Origin of the sequence: Reyranella sp. (assembly GCF_004297265.1) — a bacterium.
Classification (GTDB): domain Bacteria; phylum Pseudomonadota; class Alphaproteobacteria; order Reyranellales; family Reyranellaceae; genus Reyranella.
Window position 1 is genome coordinate 19,301 of the sequence record NZ_SCUT01000022.1, and the last position, 25,693, is coordinate 44,993.

The following is a 25,693-nucleotide window of genomic DNA, read 5'->3' on the forward strand; positions in this document are numbered from 1 at the left end:
GGTGTATCATTCCGGACCGGCAAAGGGGAGAGAAGCATGGGCAGGCTCGAAGGCAAGATCACCATCGTCACGGGAGCGACCAGCGGCATCGGGCGGCGGACGGTCGAGCTGTTCGTCGAGGAGGGCGCCAAAGTCGTGGCCACGGGCCGACGCGAGGCGCTCGGTCGCACGCTCGAGACCGCTCTCGGCAAGGAGAACTGCCTCTTTGTGACGGCGGACGCGACGCGCGAGGACGACGTGAAGCGCATGTTCGACGCCTGCCTGTCCAAATGGGGCAGGGTCGACTGCCTGTTCAACAATGCCGGCGGACCGGCACCCGTGGGCGGCATCGAGACGGTCCCGGTCGAGGGCTTCGACGCGGCGATGGCGACCCTGGTGCGCTCGGTGATGCTGGGCATGAAGCACGCCGCACCGCTGATGATGGCGCAAGGCTCGGGCAGCATCATCAACAATGGCAGCGTCGCGGGCCGCCGGGCGGGTTACTCGACCTCCATGATCTACGGTGCCGCAAAGGCGGCGGTGAACCATCTGACGGTCTGCGTCGCCATGCAGCTCGGTGAGAAGAACGTGCGGGTGAACTCGATCTCCCCCGGCGGCATCGCCACGGGCATCTTCGCCAAGGCGCTGGGCCTGCCGCCGGACAAGGCCGATGCCTATGCCGAGGCGATGAAGGCCAGCATGGCGAAGAACCAGCCGATCCCCCGCGCCGGTATCGTCGACGACATCGCCAAGGCGGCCGTCTTCCTGGCGTCGGACGATTCGACCTTCATCAACGGCCACGATCTCGTGGTCGATGGCGGACTGGTCAGTGGCCGCCTGTGGACGCCGCACCAGGAAGGCGTGAAGGCGATGCGTCAGGCCTTCGGCGTCGACGAGATCTGAGATGGTGTCGCTCGCCGGCAAGGTCGCATTGGTCACGGGTGGATCGCGCGGCATCGGACGCGCGGTGGCGCTGGCGCTTGCCCGTGAGGGCGCTGCCGTCGCGGTGAACTATCGTGAGCGCGCGGCTGACGCGGACGATGTCGTGGTGGTCATCAAGCAAGCCGGCGGCAAGGCGATGGCGATCGCGGCCGACGTGTCCGGCAGCGCGGCCGTGTCTGCGATGGTGGCCACGGTCGAGCGCGAGCTGGGGCCGGTGGACGTGCTGGTGAACAATGCCGGCCTCGCGATCATGAGCGGCATCGACGACCTCACAGAAGAACAGTTCGACCAGACCATCGCGGTCAACCTGAAGTCGGCCTTCCTCTGCACCCAGGCCGTGCTGCCGGGCATGCGCGCCCGCAAATGGGGCCGCATCGTCAACATCTCCTCGGGTGCGGCGCGCGGGGCCGGCGGCATCGGCCCACACTACAACGCCTCCAAGGCCGGCATGGAGGGTCTGACACGCGGCTACGCCGCGCGGGTCGTGAAGGACGGCGTCACGGTGAACGCCGTGGCGCCCTCGCTGATCGAGACCGACATGGTCCGGGGCGGGCTCGCCTCGTCGCCGGACCGCATCCCTCTTGGCCGCTTCGGCACCTCGGAGGAATGCGCCCAGGCCGTCCTGATGGTGATCGGCAACGCCTACATGACCGGCCAGACCGTGGCCCTGAGCGGCGGCCTGTCGTTCCTCTGATCTACTTCTTCGGCTCGACATGGCCGCCGAAGGCGTGGCGCATGGCCGACAGGAGCTTGTTGGCCGTGCCCTCGCGGTCACGCGAGCGGAAGCGGGCATAGAGCGCGGCTGACAGGACGTCGGCCGGCACGGCCTCCTCGATCGCGGCGTTGATGGTCCAGCGTCCCTCGCCGGAATCCTCGACGAAGCCCGAGTACCTGGAGAGAGCAGGGTCCTCGGCCAGCGCTGAGGAGGTGAGGTCGAGCAGCCAGGAACTGACGACGCTGCCACGCCGCCAGACCTCGGCGATATCGGCGAGGTCGAGGTCGTAGCGCCGCTCAGCAGGCACGGCTTCGGACGAGACCTTGCGCAGGATCTCGAAGCCTTCGGCATAGGCCTGCATCAGCCCGTACTCGATGCCGTTGTGCACCATCTTGACGAAGTGCCCGGATCCGCTCGGGCCGCAATGGAGATAGCCGCGCTCGACACGGGTGTCGCGTGCCTCGCGGCGCGGCGTCTTCGGGATGGTGCCTTCGCCCGGACTTAGCGCGGCGAATATCGGGTCGAGCCGCTCCACGGCCTCCCTGTCGCCGCCGATCATCAGGCAGTAGCCGCGCTCCAGGCCCCAGACGCCGCCGCTGGTGCCGCAGTCGAGGTAATGGATGCCCTTGGCCTTCATTTCGCGGGCGCGTCGCACGTCATCCTGGAAGAAGGCATTGCCACCGTCGATGATCGTGTCCCCGGGCTCCAGCAGGCGGCCGAGCTCGGCCACGGTCTGCTCCGTGATCTCACCAGCTGGCAGCATGACCCAGACGTTGCGCGGCGGGCTGAGCTTGGCGACCAGATCGGCGAGATCGGCGCCGCCAGTGATGCTCTGCCCGACGAGGTCCGCGACCGCTTCGGGATTCTGGTCGAAGACGACGCAGGCGTGGCCCTGTCGCACCAGCCGGCGCACGAGGTTGGCGCCCATCCGTCCCAGGCCGATCATGCCGAGCTGCATCCATCTCTCCCATTCGTTTTCCGATCCCGCTCCATGATAGACTTGACCGCAATGAAGACCATCGTCGTCGTGATGGGTGTCTCGGGATCGGGCAAGACCACCGTCGCCAGCCTTCTGGCCGAACGGCTCGGTTGCGCGTTCCGGGACGGAGACGATCTCCACCCGCGCGAGAACGTCGAGAAGATGAAGAGCGGCACGCCGCTGACCGATGCCGACCGCCTCCCATGGCTCCAGGCGATCGGCCGCCAGATCGATGCTTGGCGGGAGAGGGGGGAGGCTGGTGTCGTGACCTGCTCGGCGCTGAAGCGGATCTATCGCGACATCATCGTCGGCGGCCGGCGCGACGTCTCTCTCGTGTACCTGAAGGGAATACAGGCGCTGATCCACGGCCGCCTCCAGGCGCGGACCTCCCATTTCATGCCGGTCGGGCTGCTCGACAGCCAGTTCGCCACCCTCCAGGAGCCGGCTGAGGACGAACGGCCGATCGTCGTCGATATCGGCCTGGAACCCGCGAGGATCGTCGGCGAGATCGTCCGCCGGCTCGCGGAGCGGCCATCAAGGTAAGGCGGGAAGGGCCGCCAACTCCCGGAAGAGTTCGATGATCCGGTCACGCTCCGAGCCGCCGCGGAAACCCATTGCTACGCGGAGGAACGGTTCACCGGCGCTGGGCTCCGGTTCGATCAGTTCGTACCGGTTGCCGCGGAAGCCGAATGACCCGCCGTTGGCGAGTGCCAGGCTACGGCGGGTGATCTCCTCCTCCACGTGATGGAGCAGGCGACGGTGCGCCGCTGCATCGCCGCGCCGCAGCCGTATCGCACAGAACGGAGCCACCGCTTCTCGAGAAAGCAGGGAAGGATGGCACCGCTCGTCGAACAGGTGCGATCCGCTGCCGACCACTTGGGCGAGGGCGGCGTTATTGGCAAACAACTGGGCGGTGTAGTGTTGCAGGTAGTCGCGATCGAGAAACCAGGGCGCGGACAGGGCCGCCATTTCATCGAGGGTCAGACCGCCGCCGGTGAGGGCCCGGATCCGCTGCAGCGCGGCCGCCGTCGCCGCGAGGTTCATCTTCGCGCCGTCACGAACGAAGAGCTGCACGATGCCGACATTGGCAAGTTCCAGCCCTGCCTGATCGAGTTTGAGGCCCGACCGGAATATGGCGGCGAAGGATCCCTCGAACCTTTCGAGCCAGGGTGCGATGTCGACCTGCAGCCCGACCATCGTGGTGTCCAGCAGCAAGGCCTGGAACGCGCGCGGCAGGCGGGTGGGGATGGAGAGGCCGAACTGGCCGTCGCAGTGGACGGGTTCGCCGATGAGCACATCGACATGCGACGGGCTCCCGTCGCTCAGCGCGAACACCTGCCGCGGCCACAGGTCGAGGAGCGCGGCCGTCTCGAAGTAGCGGCCGGCATGATGCAGCGTGAGCGGCAGGGCTGAGGCCGTGTGAGCGACATGGTGGAGCAGGCACGACAGGGCGGCTTGTCCGCTGCGGCACAGGACGCGAAGGGATTGCCATCCGGGGGGCACCGGATAGCAGAGCGGCGCGCGGCTCTCCAGCAGACGGGCGCTGAGCTCCCGCTCGTAGCCGAAGTGGATTCTTTTCCCGTCGGGCAGTCGCGAGACCTCCCCTTCGCAAGGGCTCTTCAGCGTCGCGTCGCCCGGATGGTGCGCGCGGGCGAGCCAAGCCCGGCGCAGTTCGAAGGCCGCGTCGTCCAGATTGCCGGCAGCAATGGCCGGGACGTCGAGCAGGGCAATTCCGGCGCGTTCGGCCAGTGTGGCCAGGTCTTCGCGGTCACTCTGGATTTCCGGAGAGAGGTGGAGCATGCGCGTCGAAACGAGCGTCGGGCACGGCTGTTCCGGCGACCGTCTCGGCGATGCTGCACGATCTGACTCGCGGCGGTGGAACTCGCACGCCACGCGGGCGTTCCGCTCCTCAACTGAGGAGAATTCGCATGAATGGCATCATCTACCTGGTCGGTCTCGTCGTCGTGGTCATGTTCATCCTGTCCTTCCTCGGTCTTCGGTAGGAAGCGATCATGGCCACCGCCACCACCACAACCGTCGTTCCCGTCGAGACCGGTCCTTTCCGCTATCTCGATTGGGGTCCCGTGATCCTGGGCGCGCTGGGCGCCGCGGCGATGTCCGTGGTGTTGCTCGCCTTCGGCTCGGCGCTCGGGCTCAGTGTCGTATCGCCCTATCCCTATGCCGGCATCACGGCCAAGGGGGCGGCCGTTCTAGCCGCGGTCTACCTCGCCCTCGTCATGGTCGCGAGTTTTGCGGCGGGCGGTTACATCGCCGGCCGCATGCGCTCGCCCTGGCGTACCACCGACGAATCCGAAAGCCATTTCCGCGATGGCGCCCATGGCTTTGGCGTGTGGTCGATCGGTGTCCTGCTCGGCGCGGCGCTGGCGGCCTCCGGCGTGGGGGCGGTGGTCTCCGCCGCCGGCAAGGCTACGACCGCCATTGCGGCGGCCGGCACGGCAGGCGCCGCTTCCAATCCCGCCTTGGGCCAGCTCTCCCTGAAGCCGACCGACTATGCGATCGACCGCCTGTTGGCTCCGGCGCCCGCTGCCACGCCCGCTGCGGCGGCCGCAACGCCTCCGGCTCCGGGCAACGCTCAGCCTGCCGCCGCCACGCCGGCACTGCGTACGCGAGCGGATCTCGAGGCGCCGATGGCCCGTGCCCTGGCGGCCGGCCTGACCACGCCGCAGCTCGACGTGCGCGACCGCACCTACCTGGCACGGGTCGTGGCGGAGCAGACGGGCATGCCGCAGGCCGAAGCGGAGAAGCGGGTCGATGAGACCTATGCCGACCTGAAGGCCGCCGAGCAGAAGGCACGCGATGTGGCGGAAGCCGCACGCAAGTCTGCCATCATCGCGGCGTTCCTTGCGGCGGCGACGCTGGCGATCGGCTGCGCGGCCGCCTGCGCCGGTTCCGCTCTGGGTGCCCGTCATCGCGACGAGCGGACGGCCGTCGTCTTCCTGGGTTCTACGCGCTTCTGGTAGCGAGCGGGCCTCGACAGCCCGTTCCGGAGCCGGCGCGGTGTAACCACCGTGCCGGCTTTTCATTGTCGCGGTCCGCGATCGGGACTGTGTAAGGAACTTTCTCCGCAACGCCGATCCGGCGGCAGCTCTTCCATCGTGCGCTTTGCTTTCGGAAATCACTTTCATTGCCCGAGCGCGGAATTGAAGGCATTTCAGAAGGGTCGAAAGACCGCGGTTTTGATGGAGCAGCTTGCCCCGCGTCACCAAGGCTAAAGCGTCACGAAGTTGTTCGTGGGCTCCGTCACGACGGATGATTGAGCGATGACACAGCCTCCCGCACCGAACCTCCCCCGCGCCCTCTGTCGACGCGACATGTGCCGCACGACCTGTCGGCTCTCCTGAGCCGGCATTCTTTCAAGCCATCGTCGTAACGCCATGACCGGCCCTCACGGCCGGCGGAGCGCAGCCATGTCCGAATCCTTCATTGTTGAAATCTGGGGCGAGCCCGCGGGCGTCGTCCTGCACGAAGGCAATGCCTTCCGCTTCCATGCAACCACACGGCCGTTCTTCGAGCTCGACGGCACGCAGTTCACCACGCCGGGCCATGCCCGCCTCGCCGCGGCCCGGCTGCACCTTGCGGTCCGTCCCGCCGTCTTCCGTCCCTTTTGATCCGAGAGCCCAGACATCATGTCGACCCGTCAGACTTTCTTCGTCGCCCTGGCCATCGCGCTCGGCGTCATGTCCACCGTCGTCGCGGTCCGTGCCCAGGCGGCGCCGGAGGTCGTCCTCACCAATGTTTCCTACGATCCAACACGCGAGCTTTACAAAGCGCTCAACGACGCCTTCGTGAAGGAGCAGGCCGCGGCCGGGCAGAAGGTCACGATTCGCACCAGCCACGGCGGCTCCGGCAAGCAGGCCCGGTCGGTGATCGACGGGCTCGAGGCCGACGTCGTCACCCTGGCGCTGGCCGGCGACATCGACGCGATCGCGCGCGAATCGAAGCGGCTGCCGGAGAACTGGCAATCGCGCCTGCCCAACAATGCTTCGCCCTACATCTCGACCATCGTGTTCGTGGTGCGCAAGGGCAATCCCAAGGGCATCCAGGACTGGTCCGATCTTGCCCGGGAGGGCGTCTCCATCGTCACTCCGAACCCGAAGACCTCGGGCGGGGCACGGTGGAATTATCTTGCGGCCTGGGCCTACGAGCTCGACCGCACGCGCAACGACAAGCCGGGGGGCGATCCGGCGGCCGCGAAGAGCTTCGTCGGGAAGATCTTCAGGAACGTGCCGGTGCTCGATTCCGGCGCCCGCGGCTCGACCACGACATTCGCCCAGCGCGCCGTCGGCGACGTGCTGATCGCGTGGGAGAACGAAGCCTTCTTGACGGTGAAGGAGTTCGGCGCCGACAAGTTCGACATTGTCGTACCGCCATTCTCTATCCTGGCCGAGCCGCCGGTCTCGCTGGTCGACGTCGTCGTCGACAAGCGCGGCACCCGCAAGGTGGCGCAAGCCTATCTCGATTTCCTCTATTCGCCGGCGGCGCAGAAGATCATTGCGAGCAATTTCTACCGCCCCTTCAAGCCGGAGGCGGCCGACCCGGCCGATCTGGCGCGGTTCCCGAAGATCAAGCTGGTGACGATCGACCAGGTCTTCGGCGGCTGGACCAAAGCGCAGGCCGAGCACTTCGCCGACGGCGGCGTGTTCGACCAGATCTACAAGCCGTCCGGCAAGGCGGCGACACGATGAGGCGGTAGCACTCCAGAGCAGCCCATGCCCCCGATCAAGCTCGAATTGCCGCCGCATTTGCGGCGGAGGAACTGGCCCTTCGTCGAGCCGCGCAAGTCGTGGGGCCTGATCCCCATGGTCTCGAATGACGACTACAAGCGCGAGCGCTACGAGGAGGGCTCGCTCGCCACGTCGTCGCGGCCGCCTGCGAGAAACTGACCGCCATACCGCTCGGCCGATCCGATCAGCGTGAGCGCTGCAAGCTCGGCTGAATCAGCGGGGTTGCGCCCGCGCGGTCATTCGACTATTTACGCCGCTTCTGGCCTTAGCTCCCTTCGTCTAGAGGCCTAGGACGTGGCCCTCTCAAGGCTAAAACACGGGTTCGAATCCCGTAGGGAGCGCCAGTGGCAAGCCCGTAAAGTCGGGCATTCATTCGCGCTGGCATTTGCTTTCTCGTCGGGGCGTCCCGAACCCTCTTGAATCCCGGCCGCGTTGCGTTTCCTCTCTTGTTGCCCGACCATAGCGCGCGGGCCTAAGCTTCGTCGCCGCCGCTGGAGGACCGCCATGGACATGCCGATCGCTTCCGACCTGCCGCTCACCGGCATCGACGTGCACGCGTTGCCGCCGGCCGACGGCGAATGGGTGCTGCGCCGCCAGCTGGCCGCCGCCTACCGGCTGGTCGACCATTTCGGCTGGACCGAGCTGATCTACGGCCATCTCACTGCGCGGGTGCCGGGCGAGGCGCCGCACTTCCTGATCAACCCCTACGGGCTGAACTACGACGAGGTGACCGCCTCGAACCTGGTCAAGATCGACCTCGACGGGAAGATCGTCGAGCCGAGCCCTTACCCCGTGAATTACGCGGGCTTCGTGATCCACTCGGCGGTCCACATGGCCCATGCCGAGCGTCACAAGGTCGTGATGCACACGCATACCCGCGCCGGCATGGCGGTCTGTGCACTGAAGGACGGGCTGCTGCCGGTGTCGATGGTCGCCACGGCCTTCCACGGCAAGCTCTCCTATCACGACTATGAGGGCCCCAGCCTCGATCTCGACGAGCGCGCGCGCTTGCTGGCCAACCTCGGCAACAACCAGGCGATGATGCTGCGCAACCACGGCCTGTTGACCACGGGCCGCTCGGTGCCGGAGGCGTTCCTCCGGCTCTACCGCCTGGAGCGCGCCTGCCAGATCCAGCTCGACGCGGCCGCTGCCGGAACGCTCAACATCCTGGGCGACAATCTGGCGGCCAAGTCGGGCGCCGACATGGACCGCTTCTCGGAAATGGAGTCCGCCGTCGGGATCGGCGACCTGGAGTTCGCCGCCTTGGTGCGCAAGCTCGACAAGGTCGACTCGAGCTGGCGGCACTGAGCCCGGGCTCGGCTTCAAATTCCGTCGTCCTGAGCGGAGCCGTCCGCAGGGCGGCGTAGTCGTTAAGCCCTGAAGGTCGTGCGGTCGGTGCCCGAGTAGAGGGCCTTGGCCGATCGCTCGACGGCTTCGCGATGCGCGGCGAGGGCCGCCTCGTCCAGGTCGGCCATCGGGGCCGGTTCGGGATCGAAGTTGCCATAGGGATCGCGTCCGCGGACCAGGGTCGCGGAATCGCGCACCTTGAGCTGGCGGACATGGGGCGGGATGTAGCGCAAAGCCAGCCCGATCCGGCGGTCGTCGGTCGCGTTCGGTCCCGACGCATGGGCCAGCAGCACGTGGTGCAGTGACATTTCGCCGGCCTTCAGCGGGACGTCGACCCCGGCGCCCTCGGGCACGTCGACGGCGATCTCCTGGCCGCGGCTCAGCAGATTGTTCTCGTCGAACGTGTCGCGGTGCTCGATCTGCTTCTTGAGATGACTTCCGGGCCAGAACCGCATTGCGCCGCTCTCGACGGGCGCGTCGGCAAAGGCCACCCAGGCGGTGATCACCTCGTCGGTGCTGAGGCCCCAGTAGGTCGCGTCCTGGTGCCACGACACGAAGGAGGGCGACCGCGCCTCCTTGATGAAGAAGGTGCTGCTCCAGCAGAGGATGTCCGGTCCGATGACATCCTCCACCGCATCGAGGATGGCGGGATGTCGTGCGAGCTCGTTGGCCCAGGTGAAGAGCAGATGCACCTTGTGTCGCATGTCTCCGGCGATCGGTCCGCCCGTCGCGCGTTCGTGCGCTTCCAGACGGTCGCGACAGGCGCGCGCCTCCCCGGGGGACAGGACGCGGATCGGAAAATGGAACCCATCGCGGCGGTAATGCGAGACTTCGTCGGCACTGAGACGTTTGGTCATGGAACCCATCCTGCTAGGGGGACAGAACATGCTGCTCGGCGGCGCGCATCCCTTCCTGGCGCTGCTTCCGAGGCTTCTTGACGAGAATCGCCTCGGCCCTCCGCAAGGCGTGGCTCAGGCGCTTGTTGTCGGTCTGGGCGACCTGCTCCGGGAACTCGGTCTTGATCAGCTCGAGATAGGCTCGCGCCGCCACGCGGCCCTGAAGCTTTCGGATCAGGCGCATCTTCGAAAGTGCCATGAAGAAGCGGCGGGCAGGGTCGGCGGACCGGTGCATGGCGATGCTGGCAAGGCGAAGTTGGTCGGCAGGCGGCATGTCGTTTTCGAGTTCGTCCACGACGCTCTGGGGAATTTCCTTCGTACACAGGAAAACGGCGCTCGAGCCGATCTCGCCGACGAAGTCGAAATAGGCCGCCAGGGCTTCATGGTGGGTCTTAATCCAGGGCAGCTCCTCGAAGAAGTAGTCCTGATGAACCACCAAAGACCGCCCGGGGATCAGCTTCGAGTAGAACAGTCGAAAGGCGCGAAGGCTGAGGCCAGGTGCCTTGAGAATGTCGAGGAACAGGACTTCCACGGGACAGCCGAGGTCGGTGGCGTCCATGAAATCGCCGATGCGAAGATCGACGAGGTCCTTCACCGGGGCGATGTTGCGGCGCAGTTCGGATTCGAACGACTCGTCCTGGGCGGCTGAAAAGGTCAGGCCATGTTTCCTGAAGAAGAGCGGCATGTTGGGGTTTACGATCGCCCTCTCGTACGAAACGATCGGCCGCGGCCATTTCCTCAAGATTTCTTCCTGCCGCGGATTCGAGCGGACACCTTCCCCGAAGCAGCGCGTCGATGCGCCGAGGAAAATTCCGGCATCCACGATGATCCCCTTGCCGGCGTAGTGGCGGCTGGCCAAGCCGAACAGGAATTGCTTTTCCGGAACGGACATCATCGAGGGGGTGTCGAGGCAGGACGGCGGCATCGAGCCGACCAGCGGTGCGAAAGAGATGTTCAGCCGGATCATCCGCAGCGCCCTGGAGGGCGTCAGAAGCTCGACCTCGGCAGCGGGTGAGGCCTCTCGATCGGGCCGCACCATGATGGGGACTGCCCCTGTCATTTTTCCAAGGAGCTGCCTCGCCCCCTGCAGTAACGCCATGAACGCTCCTGGGCCGATGTTGCCCGACTCTGCCACCGTCCCGTCGGCCGGTCCAACCCGGTCTCAGAACAGGCGCAGAAATACGAAAACCATCGCGGCGTAGACCGCCGAGATGAAGGCAGCGCCCAGGAGGTTGACGCGGACCTCTCTGCCTTGTGCGGGGCGCAGCCACCATCCGAAGCGACTGGCGACCCAGGGCACGAGAAAACCCGTCAGTCCCACGCTGACGATGTTGCCGAGGAAGAGAGAGAGCGCGAAGGGCAGGCCGAACAGGCGGTCGAGCAGCGGCGTGCCCACAAAGTGTCCGAACAGGAACACGACCGGGTAGAGCATCAGCAGGACCAGCATGTCCATCTTCCACACCGGCAGCGGTCCGTCGGCGGGGGTGGCGTCCCGGAACCACTGCTCGAAGCCCGAGCTGGCGATGCGCGCGTGGGATTCCTCGGTGAGCGGCGCCGCTTCGTCGATGAGGGCCTGGCGAACGGGCGAATTGAGCCAAGCCTGCAGGTTGGCTTCGGTATCGAAGCGCAGGATGGCGATGAAATCCTCCTGAACGCCCGGCACCGGAGGCTCGAAGCGATACCCCTGGAGCCCTGGGGCCCTGGATTGCGCGGCCGCGATCCGGCGGACCCAGGCCAGATACTCCGCTTCCTTGCCGGGCTTGACCCGGGTGGAAATGATGGTGGAGACGGGTGCCGGCCTGATGCCGCTGGCCTCGTCCTGGACGATGTGCACGTCGTCGCGGCCGACCAGCATCGGCGCGGCACCCGCGATGCGCTTCTGGCGTTCGGCCGATCCCAGCCAGCGCTGTGCGTCGGCCAGGCTGGCGAACCGTTGCAGGATGACCCAATCGACCTGGAGCGGCGGATTGGGCGGCAGGAGCCGCTGCTCGATGAAGCCGGGAAACTGGTTGATGGTGTTGCTGGTCTCACCCTGCCAGCGGGAGAAGTCCTCGTTGTGCTCGGGGCGCACGCGGGTCTGCGTCACGATGCTGACGCTGCGCGCAGGTGCGGGCGCAGCGGTCCTCACGACTTCGCCGCGAGCCGGGCGAACAGCCGGTCGGGTGTGAACGGCAGATGGGCGAAGCGCAGCCCGGTGGCATCGGCCAGGGCATTGGCGACCGCCGGCGCAACCGGGTTGATGCCGCATTCGCCCTGGGACTTGGCGCCGAGCGGGCCGATCGAATCCACCGTGTCGGCGAAGAAGATGTCGGTGCGAGGCGTGTCCGCGTAGGCCGGGATGCGATAGTTGCGCAGCTGCGCGTTCATCATGTGCCCCTCGTCGTGGACCATGTTCTCCGTCAGCGCCCAGCCGTAACCCATGGCGACCGCGCCATCGAGCTGGCCGCGGCATTGCATGGGGTTGATCGGCCGCCCGATGTCGGCGGCATGAACGCTGTGCAGGATGCGGATCTCGCCGGTAACGCGATGCACCGCGAGCCGCACCCCCTGCACGTTGAAGGCGATGGTGCGCGGCGAGAGGTAGGCCTTGCGGGTGGCGGTGAAGCGATGGCCGACGGCGGTGCCGGCGGCATGGAGCTCGCCGAGCGGGATCCGCCGATTGCCGCAGACGACCGCGTCGCCGTCGAGACGGCAGTCCGCCGGATCGGCGCCGGTGTGGCGGCCGGCAAAGTCCAGGATGTCCGCATGCATCGCCTGTGCGGTCAGAAGGACGGCCTTGCCCGCCACGACAGTGCCGGTGCTGGCGAAGGTGCCGGTGTCGTAGGGTGTGCGGTCGGTGTCGGCATTGACGATCGCGATGTCGCCTGCCGGTACGCCCAGGACCGACGCGGCCATCTGCTTGTGCGCCGTGGTGATGCCGTTGCCCATCTCGGACGAACCGACGGCCAGGTGATAGGTGCCGTCGGCGAGGAGTCGCATCTCCGCACCGGAGCGGTGTTCCGTTGGCGGTCCACATTCGAGCATCGCGAGCGCCAAGCCTGTTCCCTCGGCCCAGTCCTCTCCCTCGGGCTTGGCGACGCCGTTGCCCGCGGCCAGCTCGCGCTCGACGATGTCGAGGCATTCGGCGATGCCGTAACTGCCGAAGCTTGCGTCGCTGGGTTCCTTCCAGATCGATTCAATATTGTCGCCCGGCCGCACGATGTTGCGGCGCCGCATCTCGAGCGGGTCGATGCCGAGGAGGCGGGCCAGCTCGTCGATGGCGCATTCGATCGCGAAGGTGGTCTGCGAGGCGCCATAGCCGCGGAAGCCGCCGCCCGGCACCATGTTGGTGTAGACGGCAAAGCCGGCGCCCTTCTTGTTGTCGCAGCGATAGGCGGCGATCGGGCTGCCCATGGCCGCGGCCAGGGTCTCGCTACCGTGGTTGCCGTAGGCGCCGGTGTTGGACACGACGCGCACGTCCATCGCCGTCAGCGTGCCGTCCCGGCGGGCACCGATCCTGACGTGGGTCGTCATCTGGTGCCGCGTGGTCGCGCCGACGAACTCGTCTTCGCGCGTCCATTCCCATTTGACGGGACGGCCGAGCTTCATCGTGGCGAACAGGACGAGGTCTTCCGAGACCATCTCCTGCTTGCCCCCGAAACCGCCGCCGACCCTCTCGGTGAAGACATGCAGGTCGCGGGCCTTCAATCCCATCAGGTAGCAGAGCTTCTTCTGGGCCGCGAACGGCCCCTGTGAGCTGGTGCGGACGTGCCAGCGCCGGTCCTTGCCCTGCCAAGCGATCGAGCCATGGGTCTCGAGATGGACGTGCTGCACGCGGGATGTCGAATAGGTCTGCTCGTGGATGACGTCGGCCTGCTCGAAGCCCTTCGCGACGTCGCCGATCTCTCCCTGCAGGTCGCAGTAGACGTTGCCGTCGCTGGTGAGGACCTCCTTGGCATGGAGGAGGGGGGCTCCCGGCTGCATCGCCTGGACCGGGTCGAACACCGCCGGCAGCAGTTCGTACTCGACGCGGAGCGCCCGGCAGCCGGCTTCGGCGGCACCCTCGCTCTCGGCGACCACCGCGGCCATGCGCTGACCGGCGAAGCGCACGACATTGTCGAGCATGTAGGTATCGTCGGGATCGACGAGGTGATCCTCATGCAGCGCCGTGCTGTAGAGCCGGCGCGGCACGTCTTCCCAGGTGTAGACGGCGACCACGCCGGGGACCGCGAGCGCCGCCGTCCTGTCGATCTCGAGGATGCGGGCATGGGCGTGTGGTGAGCGCAGCACCTTGAGGTGCAGCACACCCTCCATCGCCACGTCCATCGTGTAACGGGCCTCGCCGGTCAGGATGGCATCGGTGAAGGGATTGGGCAGGCTGGCGCCGCACGCCTTGCCCGCGATATCCGGCTCGATGTTGGATATGCCGTGCAGCGCATCCGTGATCGAGCGATAGCCGGTGCAGCGGCAGAGATTGCCCTTCAGCGCGTGGGGCAGATCGCCCTTCTGCTCCGGACCAAAGGACGCTGTCGTCATGATCATGCCGGCGGCACAGAAGCCGCACTGGAAGGCCTGGGCGTCGTGGAAGGCCTTCTGGACCGGGTGCATCTCGCCGTTGGCGGCAAGCCCCTCGATGGTCGTGACCTTGCGTCCTTCGGCGCGAAAGGCCGGTACGAGGCAGGAATGGAACGGCTTGCCGTCGATCCACACGGTGCAGGCCCCGCAATCGCCCGCGTCGCAGCCCTTCTTCACGCCGAAAACTTCGAGGTCGCGCAGGAAGGTGCGCAGGCACTGGCCGGGTCCCGGTTCGGCCGCGTAGGAACGGCCATTGACCAGGTAGTTGCTCATGCGAGTTCCGCGCGGATCTGTTCGGCGAAATAATAGGTGATGTGCCGCTTGTAGGCGGCCGATCCATGCACGTCCTGGAAGTAGCCGTCGGCAGGCAGCCGCTCGTCGATCGCCCGACGCAGCGCGGTAGCGGTCGGCGTGCGGTCGAAGCGCAGGTGCACGGGGCGCGGCGTCGCCGCGGTAATGGTCAGGAGGAAGTCTGTTCCGTCGTCATTGACCGTCGCGACGATCAGGGCCGCCGAGCGGCCGAGACGGGTGAGGGACATCTGCCGCATGGCATAGCGCTTGGCGAGTGCCGTCGCCGGCAGGTGGATGGAACGCAGCAGTTCGCCCGGCTGCAGGACGTTCTTGTGATTGCCCGTCACGAAGTCGACGACGGGAACGGTCCGGGGCGCGCCGTCTCGCGGCCACAGCGTGCAACCCCCCTCGAGCGCGGCCGTGAGCGAGATCATGGCGCCGGCCGGCAGCGACATCACGATGTTCCCGCCAATCGTGGCCGCGTTCCAGATCTTGAATGACATCAGGAAGGCGTCGATACAGTCGCGGAACAGGGGCACCGCCGTCCACCCGGCCGGACCCTTGAAGGCATGCAGGTCGGCCACGCGGCAGGTCGCGGCGATCTCGAGACCTTCCGACGTCGCGATGAGCGGCGTCCAGCCCAGCGAATCGAGGTCGATCAGCGTATCGGTCGCGACCTGCGGCTCGGAGAAGAGCCAGGTGCCGCCGGCCAACCACGCGTAGTTGGGCCGCCAGGCGCCGATTTCACCGGTGGAGGTGGGCCGGCGAACCTCGGCGATGGTGTTGAGGTTCATCGGAGCATCATTCCTTGTAGACCTCGACGGTCTGCATCATGCCCATCTCCTCATGGTTCATCATGTGGCAGTGGAGCATGAAGATTCCGGTGTAATCGAGGAAGCGGGAGCGGAAGACGACGCTGCCGCCCTTGCGTTCCACGACGACGGAATCGCGCCACACCAGGTCCTTCTGCGGCACGCCGTTGATCTGCGTCACCTGGAAGGGATTGGTATGGATGTGGAAGACGTGATCGTCGTGCTCGTGGGTGTTGACGATCGTCCATTCCTCGACGGTGCCCAGCTTCACCCGCTGGTCGATGCGGCTCGGATCGAAACTCTTGCCGTCGATCAGGAAGCTGAATTCCTGCCAATGGCCGGCCGCGTCGGCTTCCGGCGAGGTCGCCGACAGGACAAGGGTCCGGGCGCCAGTCAGTTCGCCGTCCTTGATATCTTCCAGCGGCGGCTTGGGCAGCCGCGCGGGCAGCTTCATCGGCAAGGGGTCGCCGGAAACGACGACACGGGCCAGCGGGCCGATGGGCGAAGGATGGCCCTGGTCGTAGGGCAGGGCGCGGAACTCGTAGGTGCCGGGCGCGCCGGCCTGCACGAGGATGTCGGCGCGCTGGCCCGGCGCGAACAGGAGCGTCTTGAGGGACTGCATGTCGCGCAGCGCGATGCCGTCATAGGCGATGACGTTGAGATCGTGCTTTTCCAGTTCGAGGAGCATGTCGTCCTGGTACTGCGAGCCGACCAGGCGCCAGCGCTGTACTTCGCCCGGGCGCATCTCGATCGTCGGTCGCCGCTGGCCGTTGATCGCCAGGAAGCGGGTCGCCGTCTCGGGGAACAGGGTCGAGAAGTCCTCGATCATGCCGAAGGCGTCGAACACGACCTGCGACAGGAGCATCACGCGCTCCCGCGCAGCGGCGATCTCGGGCACGTCCGCGAAGTCGCCCTCGACGATGATGGCGCCCGACATGCCGCTGGCCATCTGGACGTCGGCGCCGCCGTGGTGATGCGGGTGGTACCAGTAGGTGCCGCTCGTATGGTCCTTCGGCAGCGTGATCTCGATATCGTACTTCTTGCCGGGCCGCATGGAACGCATGACGTTATCGGCTATGCCGCTTGGGCTGCAGTGCGCGCCGTGGAAATGGAAGTTCGTGTTGTTGAACTGGTGCGGGATCGTGATGTCAGCCGGCAGGGGATCCCGGTGGGGCGGGAGCTCGTTGGTCAGCCGGATCTTCAGCGTCTCGCCAGGCTTCATGCGCAGGGTGGGCCCGTATGGGGCGCCCTCATAGCTGCGCATGTAGAGCCGCCGCCCGCCGATATCCTTGTAGGCGTAGCGGCAGGACAGGGTCGTCTGAAGCACGCCGTCAACCGAGCGCCTCACCTCGGGCTCGACCAGCGGCCGATCCATTGCAGGTGGCACGGGCTCGACGACGGGGCCGGGGTCGAGCCCCATGCCGGAATGATCGTGGTGTGGGCGCGATGCGGGTCGTGGTTGCGCCTGGGCCTGCTGCACCGGCCTCGGCGCTGACGGTGGCGCTGCCTCGTGGTGCTGCGCTTCAGCCGTCCGGGACAGGAGCAGGGCAGCACCGGCCGCGGTGCCGCCGTTCAGCAGACGCCGCCTGGGCAATGCTGTCCCTACCGGACGGTGCTCATCCAGACCGTCCTGCCCTGAAGTCCTGTCCACCCTGTGCCTCCCCCGACCATCTCCCCGGGGGAGAGACTAGCACCTCCGGGGACGGCGGGCAGGTTGCAACGGGAAAGTCTATTTCGTGAGGATCAGCTTCTCGGAAGCGGTCACGCGCAGGCGGTAAGTGCTGGCGCCGTGGCGGATGAGAAGCTCGCGGCGACCGGCCATGAGCTGGCTGCTTTCGATGCTGTCGGCGTCGCGCTCGGGCTTTGTACGGGAAGCGTCACCTGCCGAATGCAGCTGCATCATCTGAGTCATCTTCGCCTCGCGGGTTAATTGCAAGTCACTCGCATTTGCAGACAAGCCGCTTGCAATGTCAATGGCCAAGCGAGGCGAGAGAAGCGATTTCAGCGAGCCGTGAAGGCTGGCAACTGGTGTGCCGTCACTGCCGGAGCAGCGCCGTCGAAGCGCTCGATCTCGACCAGGCAGGTCTGCGCGATGCAGCCCTGGCTGAGCTTCGAGGCGCCGATGTCGAGTGTCAGCGCGTTGGGATTGCCGTGCTTCTCCAGAGGCGTGTTCGAACCGGAATCCTGCGGGTCGAACCAGGCGCCGGTCGAGAGGCGCACCACGCCGCGGCGGATGCGGTCCGTCAGCCGGGCCGAGGCGAGGCAGGCGCCGCGGTCGTTGAAGACGCGCAGCAGGTCGCCGTCGGCGATGCCGCGCGCGGCGGCGTCTTCCGGGTGCATCGTGACCGGCTGGCGGCCCTTCACCTTGGTCGCCTTGGCGTGCGGGCTGTGGTCGAGCTGGCTGTGCAGCTTGTCGGCCGGCTGGTCGGAGAGCATGTGCAGCGGATAGCGCTCGGCCTTCTTCGAGCCGAGCCACTCGATCGGCTCCATCCAGACCGCATGGCCGGGACAGTCGTCGTAGCCGAACGAGGCGATCTTCTCGGAGAAGATCTCGATCTTGCCCGACGGTGTCCGGAGCGGATTCCCGGCCGGATCGGCGCGGAACTTCGCGAGCATCACGGGCTCGGTGTTCTCACCCGGCACCTTGGCGATGCCGGCTTCCCAGAATTCCTCGAACGAGGGCAAAGGCACGCCCATCTTGGCCGACTTCTGCCGCCCTTCCTCGTACATGTGAGCGAGCCACTGCATCTCGTCGCGGCCTTCGGTGTAGACGTCGGCGGCCCCGAGACGGCGCGTGATCTCCGAGAAGATCCAGTAGTCGTCGCGCGCCTCGCCGATCGGCTCGCGCGCCTTCTTCATGGCGATCAGGTAGGGCTCGCGGCGCGCATAGCCGATATCGTTGCGCTCGAGGCCGGTGGTCGCGGGCAGCACGATGTCGGCCATCTTCGCCGCCGGCGTCCAGAACTGCTCGTTGAAGATGATGGTCTCGGGCTTCTGCCACGCGACCCGCAGCCGGTTGAGATCCTGGTGATGATGGAACGGGTTGCCGCCGGCCCAGTAGATCAGCTTGATGTCGGGGTAGGTGATGTCGCGGCCGTTGTAGGAAACCTTGCCGCCCGGATTGAGCAGCATGTCGGTAAAGCGCGCGACGGGGATGAAGTCGGAGACGGCGTTGGTGCCCTGCGACAGGGTCGGGCCCGCAAGCAGCGCTCCAGTGCTGCCCATGCCGTTGGTCGGGCCATAGCTCGCACCGAATCCACCGCCCGGCAGCCCGATCTGCCCCAGCATGCAGGCCAAGGTCACCAGTGCCCAGAACGGCTGCTCGCCGTGATGCGAGCGTTGAAGCGACCAGTTGATGTTCACCGTGGTGCGGGTCGCCGCCATCTCGCGCGCGAGTGCGCGGATGCGCACGGCGGAGATGCCGGTGATCTTCTCGGCCCATTCCGGGGTCTTGTCCGCCAGCGACGGGGCGAACTTGTCGAAGCCCACGGTGCAGCGGTCGAGGAAATCCCGGTCGTAAAGCTTCTCGGTGTGGAGCACATGGCAGAGCGCCAGGATCATCGCGGCGTCGGTGTTCGGCCGAATCGCCAGCCATTCGATGTCGCCGCCGGTGTCGAGGTCCTCGGCGGTCGGTGTGATGTTGATGAAGCGGACGCCCTTGGCACGCATGCCGTAGAGGCCGTCCTTGAGGCGATGCACCATCGCGCCCCCGGCGCTGATCTGCGCGTTCTTGTGCGGCGCGCCGCCGAAGGTGACGAACAGCTTGCAGTGCTCGGCCAGCACCTCCCACGTCGTGTGCATCGCCATCATGTCTTCCATGCTGGCCAGGATGTGCGGCATCAGCACGCGCGCTGCGCCCAGGCTGTAGGAATCCTGGTGGCGCACATAGCCGCCGAGCGCATTCAGGAAGCGATGGACCTGGCTCTGGGCGTGATGGAAGCGACCCGCGCTCGACCAGCCGTAGGAGCCGCCGAAGATTGCGCGGTTCGAGTGCGCGTCCTTCACACGCTTCAGTTCGCCGGCGATCCTGTCGAGCGCTTCGTCCCACGGCACCTCGACGAAGGGTTCCTGTCCGCGCTTGTCGGTCGAGGCGCCCGGGCCCTTTTCCAGCCAGCTCTTGCGGAAGGACGGCCGGCGGACGCGCATCCTCGCCACCTCGTCGGACAGCATGTGCAGGCCGATCGGCGAGGGATCGGGATCCTTGGAGAAGGGATGTAGTTTCGTCGCCTGGCCCTTGTCGTCGTATTCGACTTCGTAGACGCCCCAGTGGGCGGCGGTCAGGGTACGCTGATGGGTCATGGGACGCTCACGCTGCTTTCTTGGCGATACTCAGGAAGCGGTCGACGGTCGTCTGCTCGGTGTCGAAGGCCGTGACGAGGCGGTAGGCCCGCTCGCCCGGCCGGTCCGACGGCCAGGGGTGATACTGCGCCCCTGCCGCCTGCAGCGCATCATGCATGTGCGCAGGCAGAATGACGAAGATTTCGTTGGCATGTACGGGATAGAGAAGCTGGGTGCCCTTGAGCGTCGTCAGACCGGCGACCAGTCGGCGCGCCATCGTGTTGGCGTGACTGGCGTTGGCGAGCCACAGGCCGTCGGTCAGGTAGGCCTCGAGCTGGGCCGACAGGAACCGCATCTTGGAAAAGAGATGGCCGGCGCGCTTGCGGCGGAATTCGAATTCGCGGGCGAGGTCCGGATCGAAGAACACCACGACTTCGGCAGCCAGGGCGCCGTTCTTGGTGGCGCCGAGACTCAGCACGTCGACGCCCGCCATCCAGGACAGCTCGGCCGCCGAGCAGCCGACGAAGGCGAGGGCGTTCGCGAAGCGCGCGCCGTCCATGTGGAGCTTGAGTCCATGGCGGTGCGCCGTCGTGGCGATCGAGGCGACCTCGTCGGGACCGTAGACGGTGCCGCATTCCGTGGCCTGGGTGATGCTGACGGCGGCCGGCTGGGGATGGTGCACGACGCCGTAGACCGGCTGGGCCAGCGCTTCGGCGAGCTTCTTCTGGTCGATCTTGCCGGCGGGGCCGGGAAGGGGGGAGAGCTTGGCGCCCGAGGTGAAGAACTCCGGCGCGTTGGCCTCATCGACGACGATATGCGCCTCGGCGTGGCAGTAGATCGAACCCCAGGACGGTGTGCAGCAGGACAGCGCCAGCGAGTTGGCGGCCGTGCCGGTTGCAACCGGGAACGCCACGAGGTCGGGCTTCTCGAAGATGTCGCGCAGGCGGCGCTCGACCCGGTGCGTCCAGTCGTCGGCGCCATAGGAGGGGGCCGTGCTGCCACCGGAGAAGGCCCGCATCACTGCCTCGAGGATACCGGGATGCGCGCCCACTTCGTTGTCGCTGCGGAAATTCATCAATCGTCCTCGTGCTGCGGCGTCGTTGTGCTAGCGGCCGGCGCCTGGCGGGAATTCGATCGTGCCCAGCAACGTGCCGCTGCGCGGGTCGACGACATAGGCGGAAGTGGGGCCGCCCTGGGTCTCGACATGCACGACGAGACGATCGCCGATGGCGGTCATCGAGACGATTCGGGCGCCGGATGGCAGAGCGATGCGCTCGGTGAAGCGGCCGCCTTCCGATGCTGGCGAACGGCCGGCGTTGGGCGTAGAGATGCGCCGGGCGATCTCGGCGACCGCGACGACGAAGCCCACCACGATCAGCAGGCCCATTACGATCACCAGCACCTTGAGCCAGAGTGGTGCAGAGGCCTGAGCAGGGGACGCCAAGAAAACTCCATGAGCGACGCCGGTCGCCACACCGTGACCTTCGAGGAGAGCGCCGCCGGCGAACGGCTGGACCGCGCACTGGCTGCTGCCTTGCCTTCCCTGACGCGAAGCCGCGTGAAGGCGCTGATCGAGGGCCGCTGCGTGGCGCTGGCGGGAGGGCAGACGATAGAAGAGCCGTCCCGCAAGGTCAAAACGGGCGATGTCGTCATCGTCGACATTCCGGAAGCCGAACCAGCCGTTCCACAGCCCCAGGACATGGCGCTGGAGATCCTGTTCGAGGATGCCGACCTGCTGGTCCTGAATAAGCCGGCTGGAATGGTGGTCCACCCGGCGCCCGGGAACCCGGACCGGACGCTGGTCAACGCCTTGCTCGCTCATTGCGGCGACAGCCTTTCCGGCATCGGCGGGGTGCGCCGGCCCGGGATCGTGCATCGCCTGGACAAGGACACGTCGGGGGTCATGGTCGTGGCCAAGAACGACAGGACCCACCACGCCCTGTCGAAGCTGTTCGCCGCCCATGACCTGGAGCGCATCTACACGGCGCTGGTCTGGGGGGCGCCCAAGCCCGAGCGCGGGACGGTCGAGGCGGCGCTGGGCCGGCATCCAGTGGACCGCAAGCGCATGGCGGTCCGCAGGAGCGGCGGCAAGGCGGCACGCACCGAGTATTGGCTGGAGAAGCGATTCGGGCCGCCATTGGCCCCGATCGCGTCCCTGGTGGGCGCCCGGCTGGGGACGGGCCGCACCCATCAGGTCCGGGTCCATATGGCCCATATCGGGTGTCCGGTGGTCGGGGATCCTGTCTACGGCCGCAAATCCCGCAACGGGGGTGCACCGGAGGCGTTGAAACTGTTCCCGCGGCAGGCACTTCACGCATCTGTGCTCGCTTTTGAACACCCAAGGACGGGGAAGAACATGCGGTTTGCCACAGAATTGCCCGAAGACTTCGGGAAGTTGGTGAGAACGCTGAACAGCGTTAAGTAAATCCCTAATACCCGAGGGGTTTACTCGGAATTATCTGTTGACCCGGGGCCATTCCGACTTCTACAGTCGGGTTTAGCAGTCGGGGGACGAGAGTGCTAAACGCTCGTTCACCGGCCATCCCGCGTACGAAAGGGGGAGTAGCCATGAGTGCAGCCACCGCAAATCTTCCCGCCCTGCCGTCGTCTTTGACGCCTGAGGGCAATCTCAGCCGTTACCTGTCGGACATCCGGAAGTTTCCCCTGCTGGAGCCCCAGGAAGAATTCATGCTGGCCAAGCGCTGGCGCGAGCATGGAGACACGAAAGCCGCCCATCGCCTGGTCACCAGCCATTTGCGTCTCGTCGCCAAGATCGCCATGGGCTATCGCGGCTACGGCCTGCCGGTCGCCGAGCTCATTTCCGAGGGCAATGTCGGCATGATGCAGGCCGTGAAGCGGTTCGACCCGGACCGCGGCTTCCGCCTGGCCACCTATGCCATGTGGTGGATCCGCGCGTCGATCCAGGAATACATCCTGCACAGCTGGTCGCTCGTGAAGATGGGCACCACGGCGGCGCAGAAGAAGCTCTTCTTCAACCTGCGCAAGCTCAAGGGCCAGATGCAGGCCATCGAGGAGGGCGATCTGACGCCCGAGCAGGTGACCAAGATCGCGACCCGCCTAGGTGTGCCCGAGGAGGAGGTGGTGAACATGAACCGCCGCCTCGCCGCGCCGGATTCGTCGCTCAACGCCCCGGTAAAGGCCGAGGGCGACATGGAGTGGCAGGACTGGCTGGTCGACGACTCGCCCAACCAGGAAGCCCGGCTGGGCGACAGCCAGGAGCTGGGCCAGCGCAAGGGCATGCTGGCCGCGGCGCTGAAGCAGCTCACCGACCGCGAGCGCCACATCATCGTGGAGCGTCGCCTGGTCGACGAGCCCAAGACGCTCGAGGACCTGTCGGCGAAGTACGGCATCAGCCGCGAGCGCGTGCGCCAGATCGAGGTGCGCGCCTTCGACAAGCTGCAGAAGGCCATGAAGAACATGGTCGTCGAGGCAGCCGCCCGGCCGAGCACTCAGCCGGCTGCGGCGCGGTAACCCTCACAAGGGTGGCCGAAGCCCGCCTTACAAGACCGCTTCCACCGGCCGTCCAGCTCCGCTGTGACGGCCGGTTTTGATTGGGACTAGTAACGCACCTCGGCCCGGGTTGGGCTGTGTAGAGGCGAGACGCTCTGGGCGCCATCCACCCTGCCGGGTGCCATCAGGTGCCGCCTCTGGCACTCACGCTTCTTGGCAGGCCGCCACGAAAGCCATCAGTTCACGGTTGAAACGCGGGGCGTCTTCGCAGAAGGGTGAGTGGCCGCAGTCTTCGAACCACGACAGTGTCGCGTGCGGCACGATCGCTGCCACCGCTTCCGCGGCAGCTGGCAAAACGACCGTGTCAGCGCGGCCGTGCGTAATCAGAACAGGTACCCGGAGGTTTGCGAGCGAAGCGCGCGTGGCGGTGGCCTCGGTCGACCAGCCGCCGATTGCCCGGCGCACGGCCGCCGGCACCTTCATGTTGTAGGCCAGCGCTTTTCGAAACGAGTGCTCATCAGGCTTGCGACCGTAGCAGCCATCGAGAAAGGCGATGGCCGCCTCGATCTCGCCAGCGAGAGACAATTCTTCCGGCAGCGGTTTCGCCGCCGACGGGCCGCGAAAGTGCGGCTCCTCGATCACCTGCGAGGCAACGAAGTTCACGCCACCCAGCCGGCCATCGCCGTAAGTCATCAGGTACTGGCGGATGATTCGTCCACCCATCGACCAGCCCACCAGAACGGGCCGCGCGAGCTCCTTTGCCGATAGCACTGCGGCGATGTCGTCTGCCCAGACCCGGTTTCCGCGGTATGCGGCGGGATCGGTTGGTTGAGCGGAGCTGCCGTGACCGCGCATGTCGAAAGCGACGACACGGCAGTGGCTGGCGAGCGCGCTGCGAACCTGCGGCTCAAAGCAAAGGTGAGATTGCGCGAACCCGTGTATCAGCACGATTTCGGGTCCTGACGGGTCTCCCCATTCGTAGACGGCGAGATGGGTGCCGTCGGGGGCGCGGACGTCGCTCCGCCCCCCCTCGGGCATAAGTGCAGGCGTCATTTTTTCTCGATGTTCCACAATACGGTGACCGGGGCTGTCAGCCAGCCGACGACGCTGGTCCGCGCAGCGCCTGGCCCATACCACATGCCGAGCCAGACGTACTGCGCCGTCTCGAGCGCCCGGTTCTGCACCGCCACCGCCAGGGCCTTGCTCTTTACGGGATCGGTTTCCCTTGCGTAGGCGTCGCGCAGACGCTCCATCTCCGGATCGGTTGGCCAGCCGAACCAGGACTTGTCGCCCTGGGCAATCATCCAGTTGGCCGATATCGGATTGAGGATGTCGACGGCGATCGCATAGGTGTGGAAGGCGCTCCAGCCGCCCTTGTCGGCAGGATCTTTCTTTGCTCGACGCGTGACGACCGTCTGCCAGTCCATCGACTGCATGTCGACCTTGAAGCCTCCCTGTTCGAGCAGCGATTTCGTGACGGGCGCCATGTTGGTCAGCACCGGCAGGGTGGTCGACTGCATGAGGACAACGGGTGAACCATCGTAGCCCGCCTCCTTGAGCAGCGCCTTCGACTTCTCGAAGTTGGGCTTCTTCAGAAGGTCGCCCTCGATCTCCACGCCGTTGGGGGCGCCGCAGACGAAGGCAGCGGAGCAGACCTTATAGTACTGGGGTTCACCGACCGTGGCCTTGAGGTAGTCCTCCTGGCGCATCGAGTAGAGAGCGGCGAGGCGAATCTTCGGGTTGTCGAACGGCTTGGTCAAATGGTTGAAACGCAGGGTGAACTGCTGGCCGAGCGGATTCCAGTTTACGGTCTGCACGTTTCTATCGCGCTTGAGGATCGGCAGGAGATCGTGCGGCACGTTTTCGACCATGTCGATTTCGCCCGCGATCAGCGCATTCACCTGCTGCGTAGGGTCCGACATGTCGATGAACTCGACCCGGTCGACCTTGACGACCTTTCCTCCGGAAAGTCCGGAGGCAGGCTCGCTGCGGGGCTTGTACTTGGGATTGCGAATATAGACGTGCTTTTCGCCGGGCTTGGACTCGGCGTTCACGTAGATGAACGGACCGGACCCAATCTGGCTGTCGATCTGCTTGAAGGGATCGGTAGCGGCGACCCGCTTGGGCATCATGAAGGGCACGTTCGATGACGGTTTGCCGAGCGAATCGAGCACCAGGCCGTAGGGTTCCTTGAGCTTCAGGGTGAAAGTTCTGGAGTCGACAGGTGACAGATCCGCGATGAAGTCGGAAAGCTTCTGACCCATCGAGTCACGAGCCACCCAGCGCTTGAGCGAGACGACGCAGTCCTCGGCAGTCACCGGCTGCCCGTCATGCCACTCCAGGCCGTCGCGCAACGTGAAGGTCCAGACGAGTTTGTCGGGGGAGACCTCCCATTTGTCGACCATCTGCGGCTTCACGACGTTGTTCTCGTCGGTCGAAAAGAGCGTGTCGTAGACCATGTAGCCGTGGTCGCGTGTGACGTAGGCCGTCGTCCAGATCGGATCGAGGATCGTCAGGTTTCCGTTCTGCACGAACCGCAGGATTTTCTTGTTGTCCTGAGCGGCAACGCCGCTCGCCGCCAGCAACAGGACGGCCGTCAGCACCGAGGCTGCGCGCCAATTCACTCCAATCATGCCCGGTCCCTCCCCTTGAAGTCGCTTTATAGCGGCTCTTCTATGAAAACG

General features: G+C 66.2%; 24 protein-coding genes and 1 tRNA gene. 11 read left to right on the forward strand and 14 right to left on the reverse strand.

All coding sequences use genetic code 11. The annotated features are described in order from the left end of the window. The first annotated feature begins 36 nt into the window (after window positions 1-36). Together EPO41_RS08445 and EPO41_RS08450 are read left to right on the forward strand one after the other, a co-directional pair. The gene (locus EPO41_RS08445) at window positions 37-882 is read left to right on the forward strand and encodes an SDR family oxidoreductase (RefSeq protein WP_296323190.1); all 846 of its coding nucleotides are present in this window, start codon (window positions 37-39) and stop codon (window positions 880-882) included. A gap of 1 nt (window position 883) precedes the next feature. Further along, window positions 884-1,615, forward strand: coding sequence for an SDR family NAD(P)-dependent oxidoreductase (locus tag EPO41_RS08450; RefSeq protein ID WP_296323192.1), 732 nt, complete (start codon window positions 884-886; stop codon window positions 1,613-1,615). Window position 1,616: 1 nt separating this feature from the next. Here EPO41_RS08450 and gnd read toward each other — a convergent pair whose 3' ends face one another. After that, window positions 1,617-2,594, reverse strand: coding sequence for a phosphogluconate dehydrogenase (NAD(+)-dependent, decarboxylating) (gene gnd / locus EPO41_RS08455; protein ID WP_296323195.1), 978 nt, complete (start codon window positions 2,592-2,594; stop codon window positions 1,617-1,619). A 51-nt stretch (window positions 2,595-2,645) separates the two neighbouring features. Between gnd and EPO41_RS08460 the strand changes: the two genes are divergently transcribed. Further along, on the forward strand, window positions 2,646-3,158 hold the full coding sequence (locus tag EPO41_RS08460) for a gluconokinase (protein WP_296323199.1): 513 nt from the start codon (window positions 2,646-2,648) through the stop codon (window positions 3,156-3,158). Here the strand turns inward: EPO41_RS08460 and EPO41_RS08465 are convergent. Then, window positions 3,150-4,415 (reverse strand): hypothetical protein, encoded by a 1,266-nt coding sequence (locus EPO41_RS08465; RefSeq protein ID WP_296323202.1) that lies wholly within the window; start codon window positions 4,413-4,415, stop codon window positions 3,150-3,152. The genes EPO41_RS08460 and EPO41_RS08465 overlap by 9 nt on opposite strands. Window positions 4,416-4,627: 212 nt before the next feature. Here EPO41_RS08465 and EPO41_RS08470 point away from each other — a divergent pair, with 212 nt between their 5' ends. The 6 genes from EPO41_RS08470 (at window position 4,628) to EPO41_RS08495 (ending at window position 8,668) form a co-directional block, all read left to right on the forward strand. Beyond that, complete coding sequence (locus EPO41_RS08470; protein WP_296323205.1) at window positions 4,628-5,596, forward strand: hypothetical protein; 969 nt, start codon at window positions 4,628-4,630, stop codon at window positions 5,594-5,596. A 447-nt stretch (window positions 5,597-6,043) separates the two neighbouring features. Next, the gene (locus tag EPO41_RS08475) at window positions 6,044-6,244 is read left to right on the forward strand and encodes a hypothetical protein (RefSeq protein ID WP_296323208.1); all 201 of its coding nucleotides are present in this window, start codon (window positions 6,044-6,046) and stop codon (window positions 6,242-6,244) included. A gap of 69 nt (window positions 6,245-6,313) precedes the next feature. Beyond that, window positions 6,314-7,321 (forward strand): sulfate ABC transporter substrate-binding protein, encoded by a 1,008-nt coding sequence (locus EPO41_RS08480; protein ID WP_296323272.1) that lies wholly within the window; start codon window positions 6,314-6,316, stop codon window positions 7,319-7,321. 24 nt (window positions 7,322-7,345) lie between these two features. Continuing rightward, window positions 7,346-7,519 (forward strand): hypothetical protein, encoded by a 174-nt coding sequence (locus EPO41_RS08485; protein WP_296323210.1) that lies wholly within the window; start codon window positions 7,346-7,348, stop codon window positions 7,517-7,519. 109 nt (window positions 7,520-7,628) lie between these two features. Beyond that, window positions 7,629-7,704: transfer RNA gene (locus tag EPO41_RS08490), tRNA-Glu, on the forward strand. Between the two features lie 160 nt (window positions 7,705-7,864). Further along, window positions 7,865-8,668, forward strand: a complete 804-nt coding sequence (locus EPO41_RS08495) for a class II aldolase/adducin family protein (protein ID WP_296323213.1) — start codon at window positions 7,865-7,867, stop codon at window positions 8,666-8,668. A 62-nt stretch (window positions 8,669-8,730) separates the two neighbouring features. On the opposite strand, the gene EPO41_RS08500 is transcribed toward EPO41_RS08495, so the two are convergent. From EPO41_RS08500 to EPO41_RS08545, 10 genes are all read right to left on the reverse strand, one after another. After that, window positions 8,731-9,564, reverse strand: a complete 834-nt coding sequence (locus EPO41_RS08500; RefSeq protein WP_296323216.1) for a phytanoyl-CoA dioxygenase family protein — start codon at window positions 9,562-9,564, stop codon at window positions 8,731-8,733. Between the two features lie 13 nt (window positions 9,565-9,577). Further along, window positions 9,578-10,738, reverse strand: coding sequence for a hypothetical protein (locus EPO41_RS08505; protein WP_296323219.1), 1,161 nt, complete (start codon window positions 10,736-10,738; stop codon window positions 9,578-9,580). Window positions 10,739-10,765: 27 nt separating this feature from the next. Next, the gene (locus EPO41_RS08510) at window positions 10,766-11,731 is read right to left on the reverse strand and encodes an antibiotic biosynthesis monooxygenase (RefSeq protein ID WP_296323222.1); all 966 of its coding nucleotides are present in this window, start codon (window positions 11,729-11,731) and stop codon (window positions 10,766-10,768) included. After that, on the reverse strand, window positions 11,728-14,430 hold the full coding sequence (locus EPO41_RS08515; protein ID WP_296323225.1) for a molybdopterin cofactor-binding domain-containing protein: 2,703 nt from the start codon (window positions 14,428-14,430) through the stop codon (window positions 11,728-11,730). The genes EPO41_RS08510 and EPO41_RS08515 overlap by 4 nt, the downstream gene beginning before the upstream one ends. Then, on the reverse strand, window positions 14,427-15,242 hold the full coding sequence (locus tag EPO41_RS08520) for an FAD binding domain-containing protein (protein WP_296323228.1): 816 nt from the start codon (window positions 15,240-15,242) through the stop codon (window positions 14,427-14,429). Before EPO41_RS08520 ends, EPO41_RS08515 begins: the two co-directional genes overlap by 4 nt. A gap of 7 nt (window positions 15,243-15,249) precedes the next feature. Continuing rightward, window positions 15,250-16,680, reverse strand: a complete 1,431-nt coding sequence (locus EPO41_RS08525) for a multicopper oxidase family protein (protein WP_296323230.1) — start codon at window positions 16,678-16,680, stop codon at window positions 15,250-15,252. A gap of 309 nt (window positions 16,681-16,989) precedes the next feature. Next, window positions 16,990-17,241 (reverse strand): hemin uptake protein HemP, encoded by a 252-nt coding sequence (locus EPO41_RS08530; RefSeq protein WP_296323233.1) that lies wholly within the window; start codon window positions 17,239-17,241, stop codon window positions 16,990-16,992. Between the two features lie 20 nt (window positions 17,242-17,261). Continuing rightward, on the reverse strand, window positions 17,262-19,559 hold the full coding sequence (locus EPO41_RS08535) for a molybdopterin-dependent oxidoreductase (RefSeq protein ID WP_296323235.1): 2,298 nt from the start codon (window positions 19,557-19,559) through the stop codon (window positions 17,262-17,264). 7 nt (window positions 19,560-19,566) lie between these two features. Beyond that, window positions 19,567-20,613, reverse strand: coding sequence for a low specificity L-threonine aldolase (locus tag EPO41_RS08540; RefSeq protein WP_296323238.1), 1,047 nt, complete (start codon window positions 20,611-20,613; stop codon window positions 19,567-19,569). 30 nt (window positions 20,614-20,643) lie between these two features. Beyond that, window positions 20,644-20,982, reverse strand: coding sequence for a DUF6476 family protein (locus EPO41_RS08545; RefSeq protein WP_296323241.1), 339 nt, complete (start codon window positions 20,980-20,982; stop codon window positions 20,644-20,646). Window positions 20,983-20,991: 9 nt separating this feature from the next. Between EPO41_RS08545 and EPO41_RS08550 the strand changes: the two genes are divergently transcribed. After that, window positions 20,992-21,963, forward strand: coding sequence for an RluA family pseudouridine synthase (locus EPO41_RS08550; RefSeq protein WP_296323245.1), 972 nt, complete (start codon window positions 20,992-20,994; stop codon window positions 21,961-21,963). Window positions 21,964-22,106: 143 nt separating this feature from the next. Beyond that, window positions 22,107-23,030, forward strand: a complete 924-nt coding sequence (rpoH, locus tag EPO41_RS08555) for an RNA polymerase sigma factor RpoH (protein WP_296323247.1) — start codon at window positions 22,107-22,109, stop codon at window positions 23,028-23,030. A 183-nt stretch (window positions 23,031-23,213) separates the two neighbouring features. On the opposite strand, the gene EPO41_RS08560 is transcribed toward rpoH, so the two are convergent. Beyond that, entirely contained in the window at window positions 23,214-24,062 is an 849-nt protein-coding gene (locus EPO41_RS08560; RefSeq protein ID WP_296323251.1) for an alpha/beta hydrolase, read from the reverse strand. Then, a complete protein-coding gene (locus EPO41_RS08565) occupies window positions 24,059-25,642 on the reverse strand; it encodes an ABC transporter substrate-binding protein (RefSeq protein WP_296323254.1) in 1,584 nt (527 codons plus the stop codon). The genes EPO41_RS08560 and EPO41_RS08565 overlap by 4 nt, the downstream gene beginning before the upstream one ends. Window positions 25,643-25,693 lie beyond the last annotated feature (51 nt).

What these genes read in the sequence shown, in the direction of transcription:
- EPO41_RS08535 (WP_296323235.1), bottom strand. Translation starts at nt 19,559, where the DNA reads ATGACCCATCAGCGTACCCTGACCGCCGCCCACTGGGGCGTCTACGAA.
- rpoH (WP_296323247.1), top strand. Translation starts at nt 22,107, where the DNA reads ATGAGTGCAGCCACCGCAAATCTTCCCGCCCTGCCGTCGTCTTTGACG.
- EPO41_RS08560 (WP_296323251.1), bottom strand. Translation starts at nt 24,062, where the DNA reads ATGACGCCTGCACTTATGCCCGAGGGGGGGCGGAGCGACGTCCGCGCC.
- EPO41_RS08470 (WP_296323205.1), top strand. Translation starts at nt 4,628, where the DNA reads ATGGCCACCGCCACCACCACAACCGTCGTTCCCGTCGAGACCGGTCCT.
- EPO41_RS08460 (WP_296323199.1), top strand. Translation starts at nt 2,646, where the DNA reads ATGAAGACCATCGTCGTCGTGATGGGTGTCTCGGGATCGGGCAAGACC.
- EPO41_RS08565 (WP_296323254.1), bottom strand. Translation starts at nt 25,642, where the DNA reads ATGATTGGAGTGAATTGGCGCGCAGCCTCGGTGCTGACGGCCGTCCTG.
- EPO41_RS08515 (WP_296323225.1), bottom strand. Translation starts at nt 14,430, where the DNA reads ATGAGCAACTACCTGGTCAATGGCCGTTCCTACGCGGCCGAACCGGGA.
- EPO41_RS08500 (WP_296323216.1), bottom strand. Translation starts at nt 9,564, where the DNA reads ATGACCAAACGTCTCAGTGCCGACGAAGTCTCGCATTACCGCCGCGAT.
- gnd (WP_296323195.1), bottom strand. Translation starts at nt 2,594, where the DNA reads ATGCAGCTCGGCATGATCGGCCTGGGACGGATGGGCGCCAACCTCGTG.
- EPO41_RS08525 (WP_296323230.1), bottom strand. Translation starts at nt 16,680, where the DNA reads ATGGGGCTCGACCCCGGCCCCGTCGTCGAGCCCGTGCCACCTGCAATG.
- EPO41_RS08475 (WP_296323208.1), top strand. Translation starts at nt 6,044, where the DNA reads ATGTCCGAATCCTTCATTGTTGAAATCTGGGGCGAGCCCGCGGGCGTC.
- EPO41_RS08465 (WP_296323202.1), bottom strand. Translation starts at nt 4,415, where the DNA reads ATGCTCCACCTCTCTCCGGAAATCCAGAGTGACCGCGAAGACCTGGCC.
- EPO41_RS08480 (WP_296323272.1), top strand. Translation starts at nt 6,314, where the DNA reads ATGTCCACCGTCGTCGCGGTCCGTGCCCAGGCGGCGCCGGAGGTCGTC.
- EPO41_RS08495 (WP_296323213.1), top strand. Translation starts at nt 7,865, where the DNA reads ATGGACATGCCGATCGCTTCCGACCTGCCGCTCACCGGCATCGACGTG.
- EPO41_RS08520 (WP_296323228.1), bottom strand. Translation starts at nt 15,242, where the DNA reads ATGAACCTCAACACCATCGCCGAGGTTCGCCGGCCCACCTCCACCGGT.
- EPO41_RS08485 (WP_296323210.1), top strand. Translation starts at nt 7,346, where the DNA reads ATGCCCCCGATCAAGCTCGAATTGCCGCCGCATTTGCGGCGGAGGAAC.
- EPO41_RS08445 (WP_296323190.1), top strand. Translation starts at nt 37, where the DNA reads ATGGGCAGGCTCGAAGGCAAGATCACCATCGTCACGGGAGCGACCAGC.
- EPO41_RS08550 (WP_296323245.1), top strand. Translation starts at nt 20,992, where the DNA reads ATGAGCGACGCCGGTCGCCACACCGTGACCTTCGAGGAGAGCGCCGCC.
- EPO41_RS08450 (WP_296323192.1), top strand. Translation starts at nt 884, where the DNA reads ATGGTGTCGCTCGCCGGCAAGGTCGCATTGGTCACGGGTGGATCGCGC.
- EPO41_RS08540 (WP_296323238.1), bottom strand. Translation starts at nt 20,613, where the DNA reads ATGAATTTCCGCAGCGACAACGAAGTGGGCGCGCATCCCGGTATCCTC.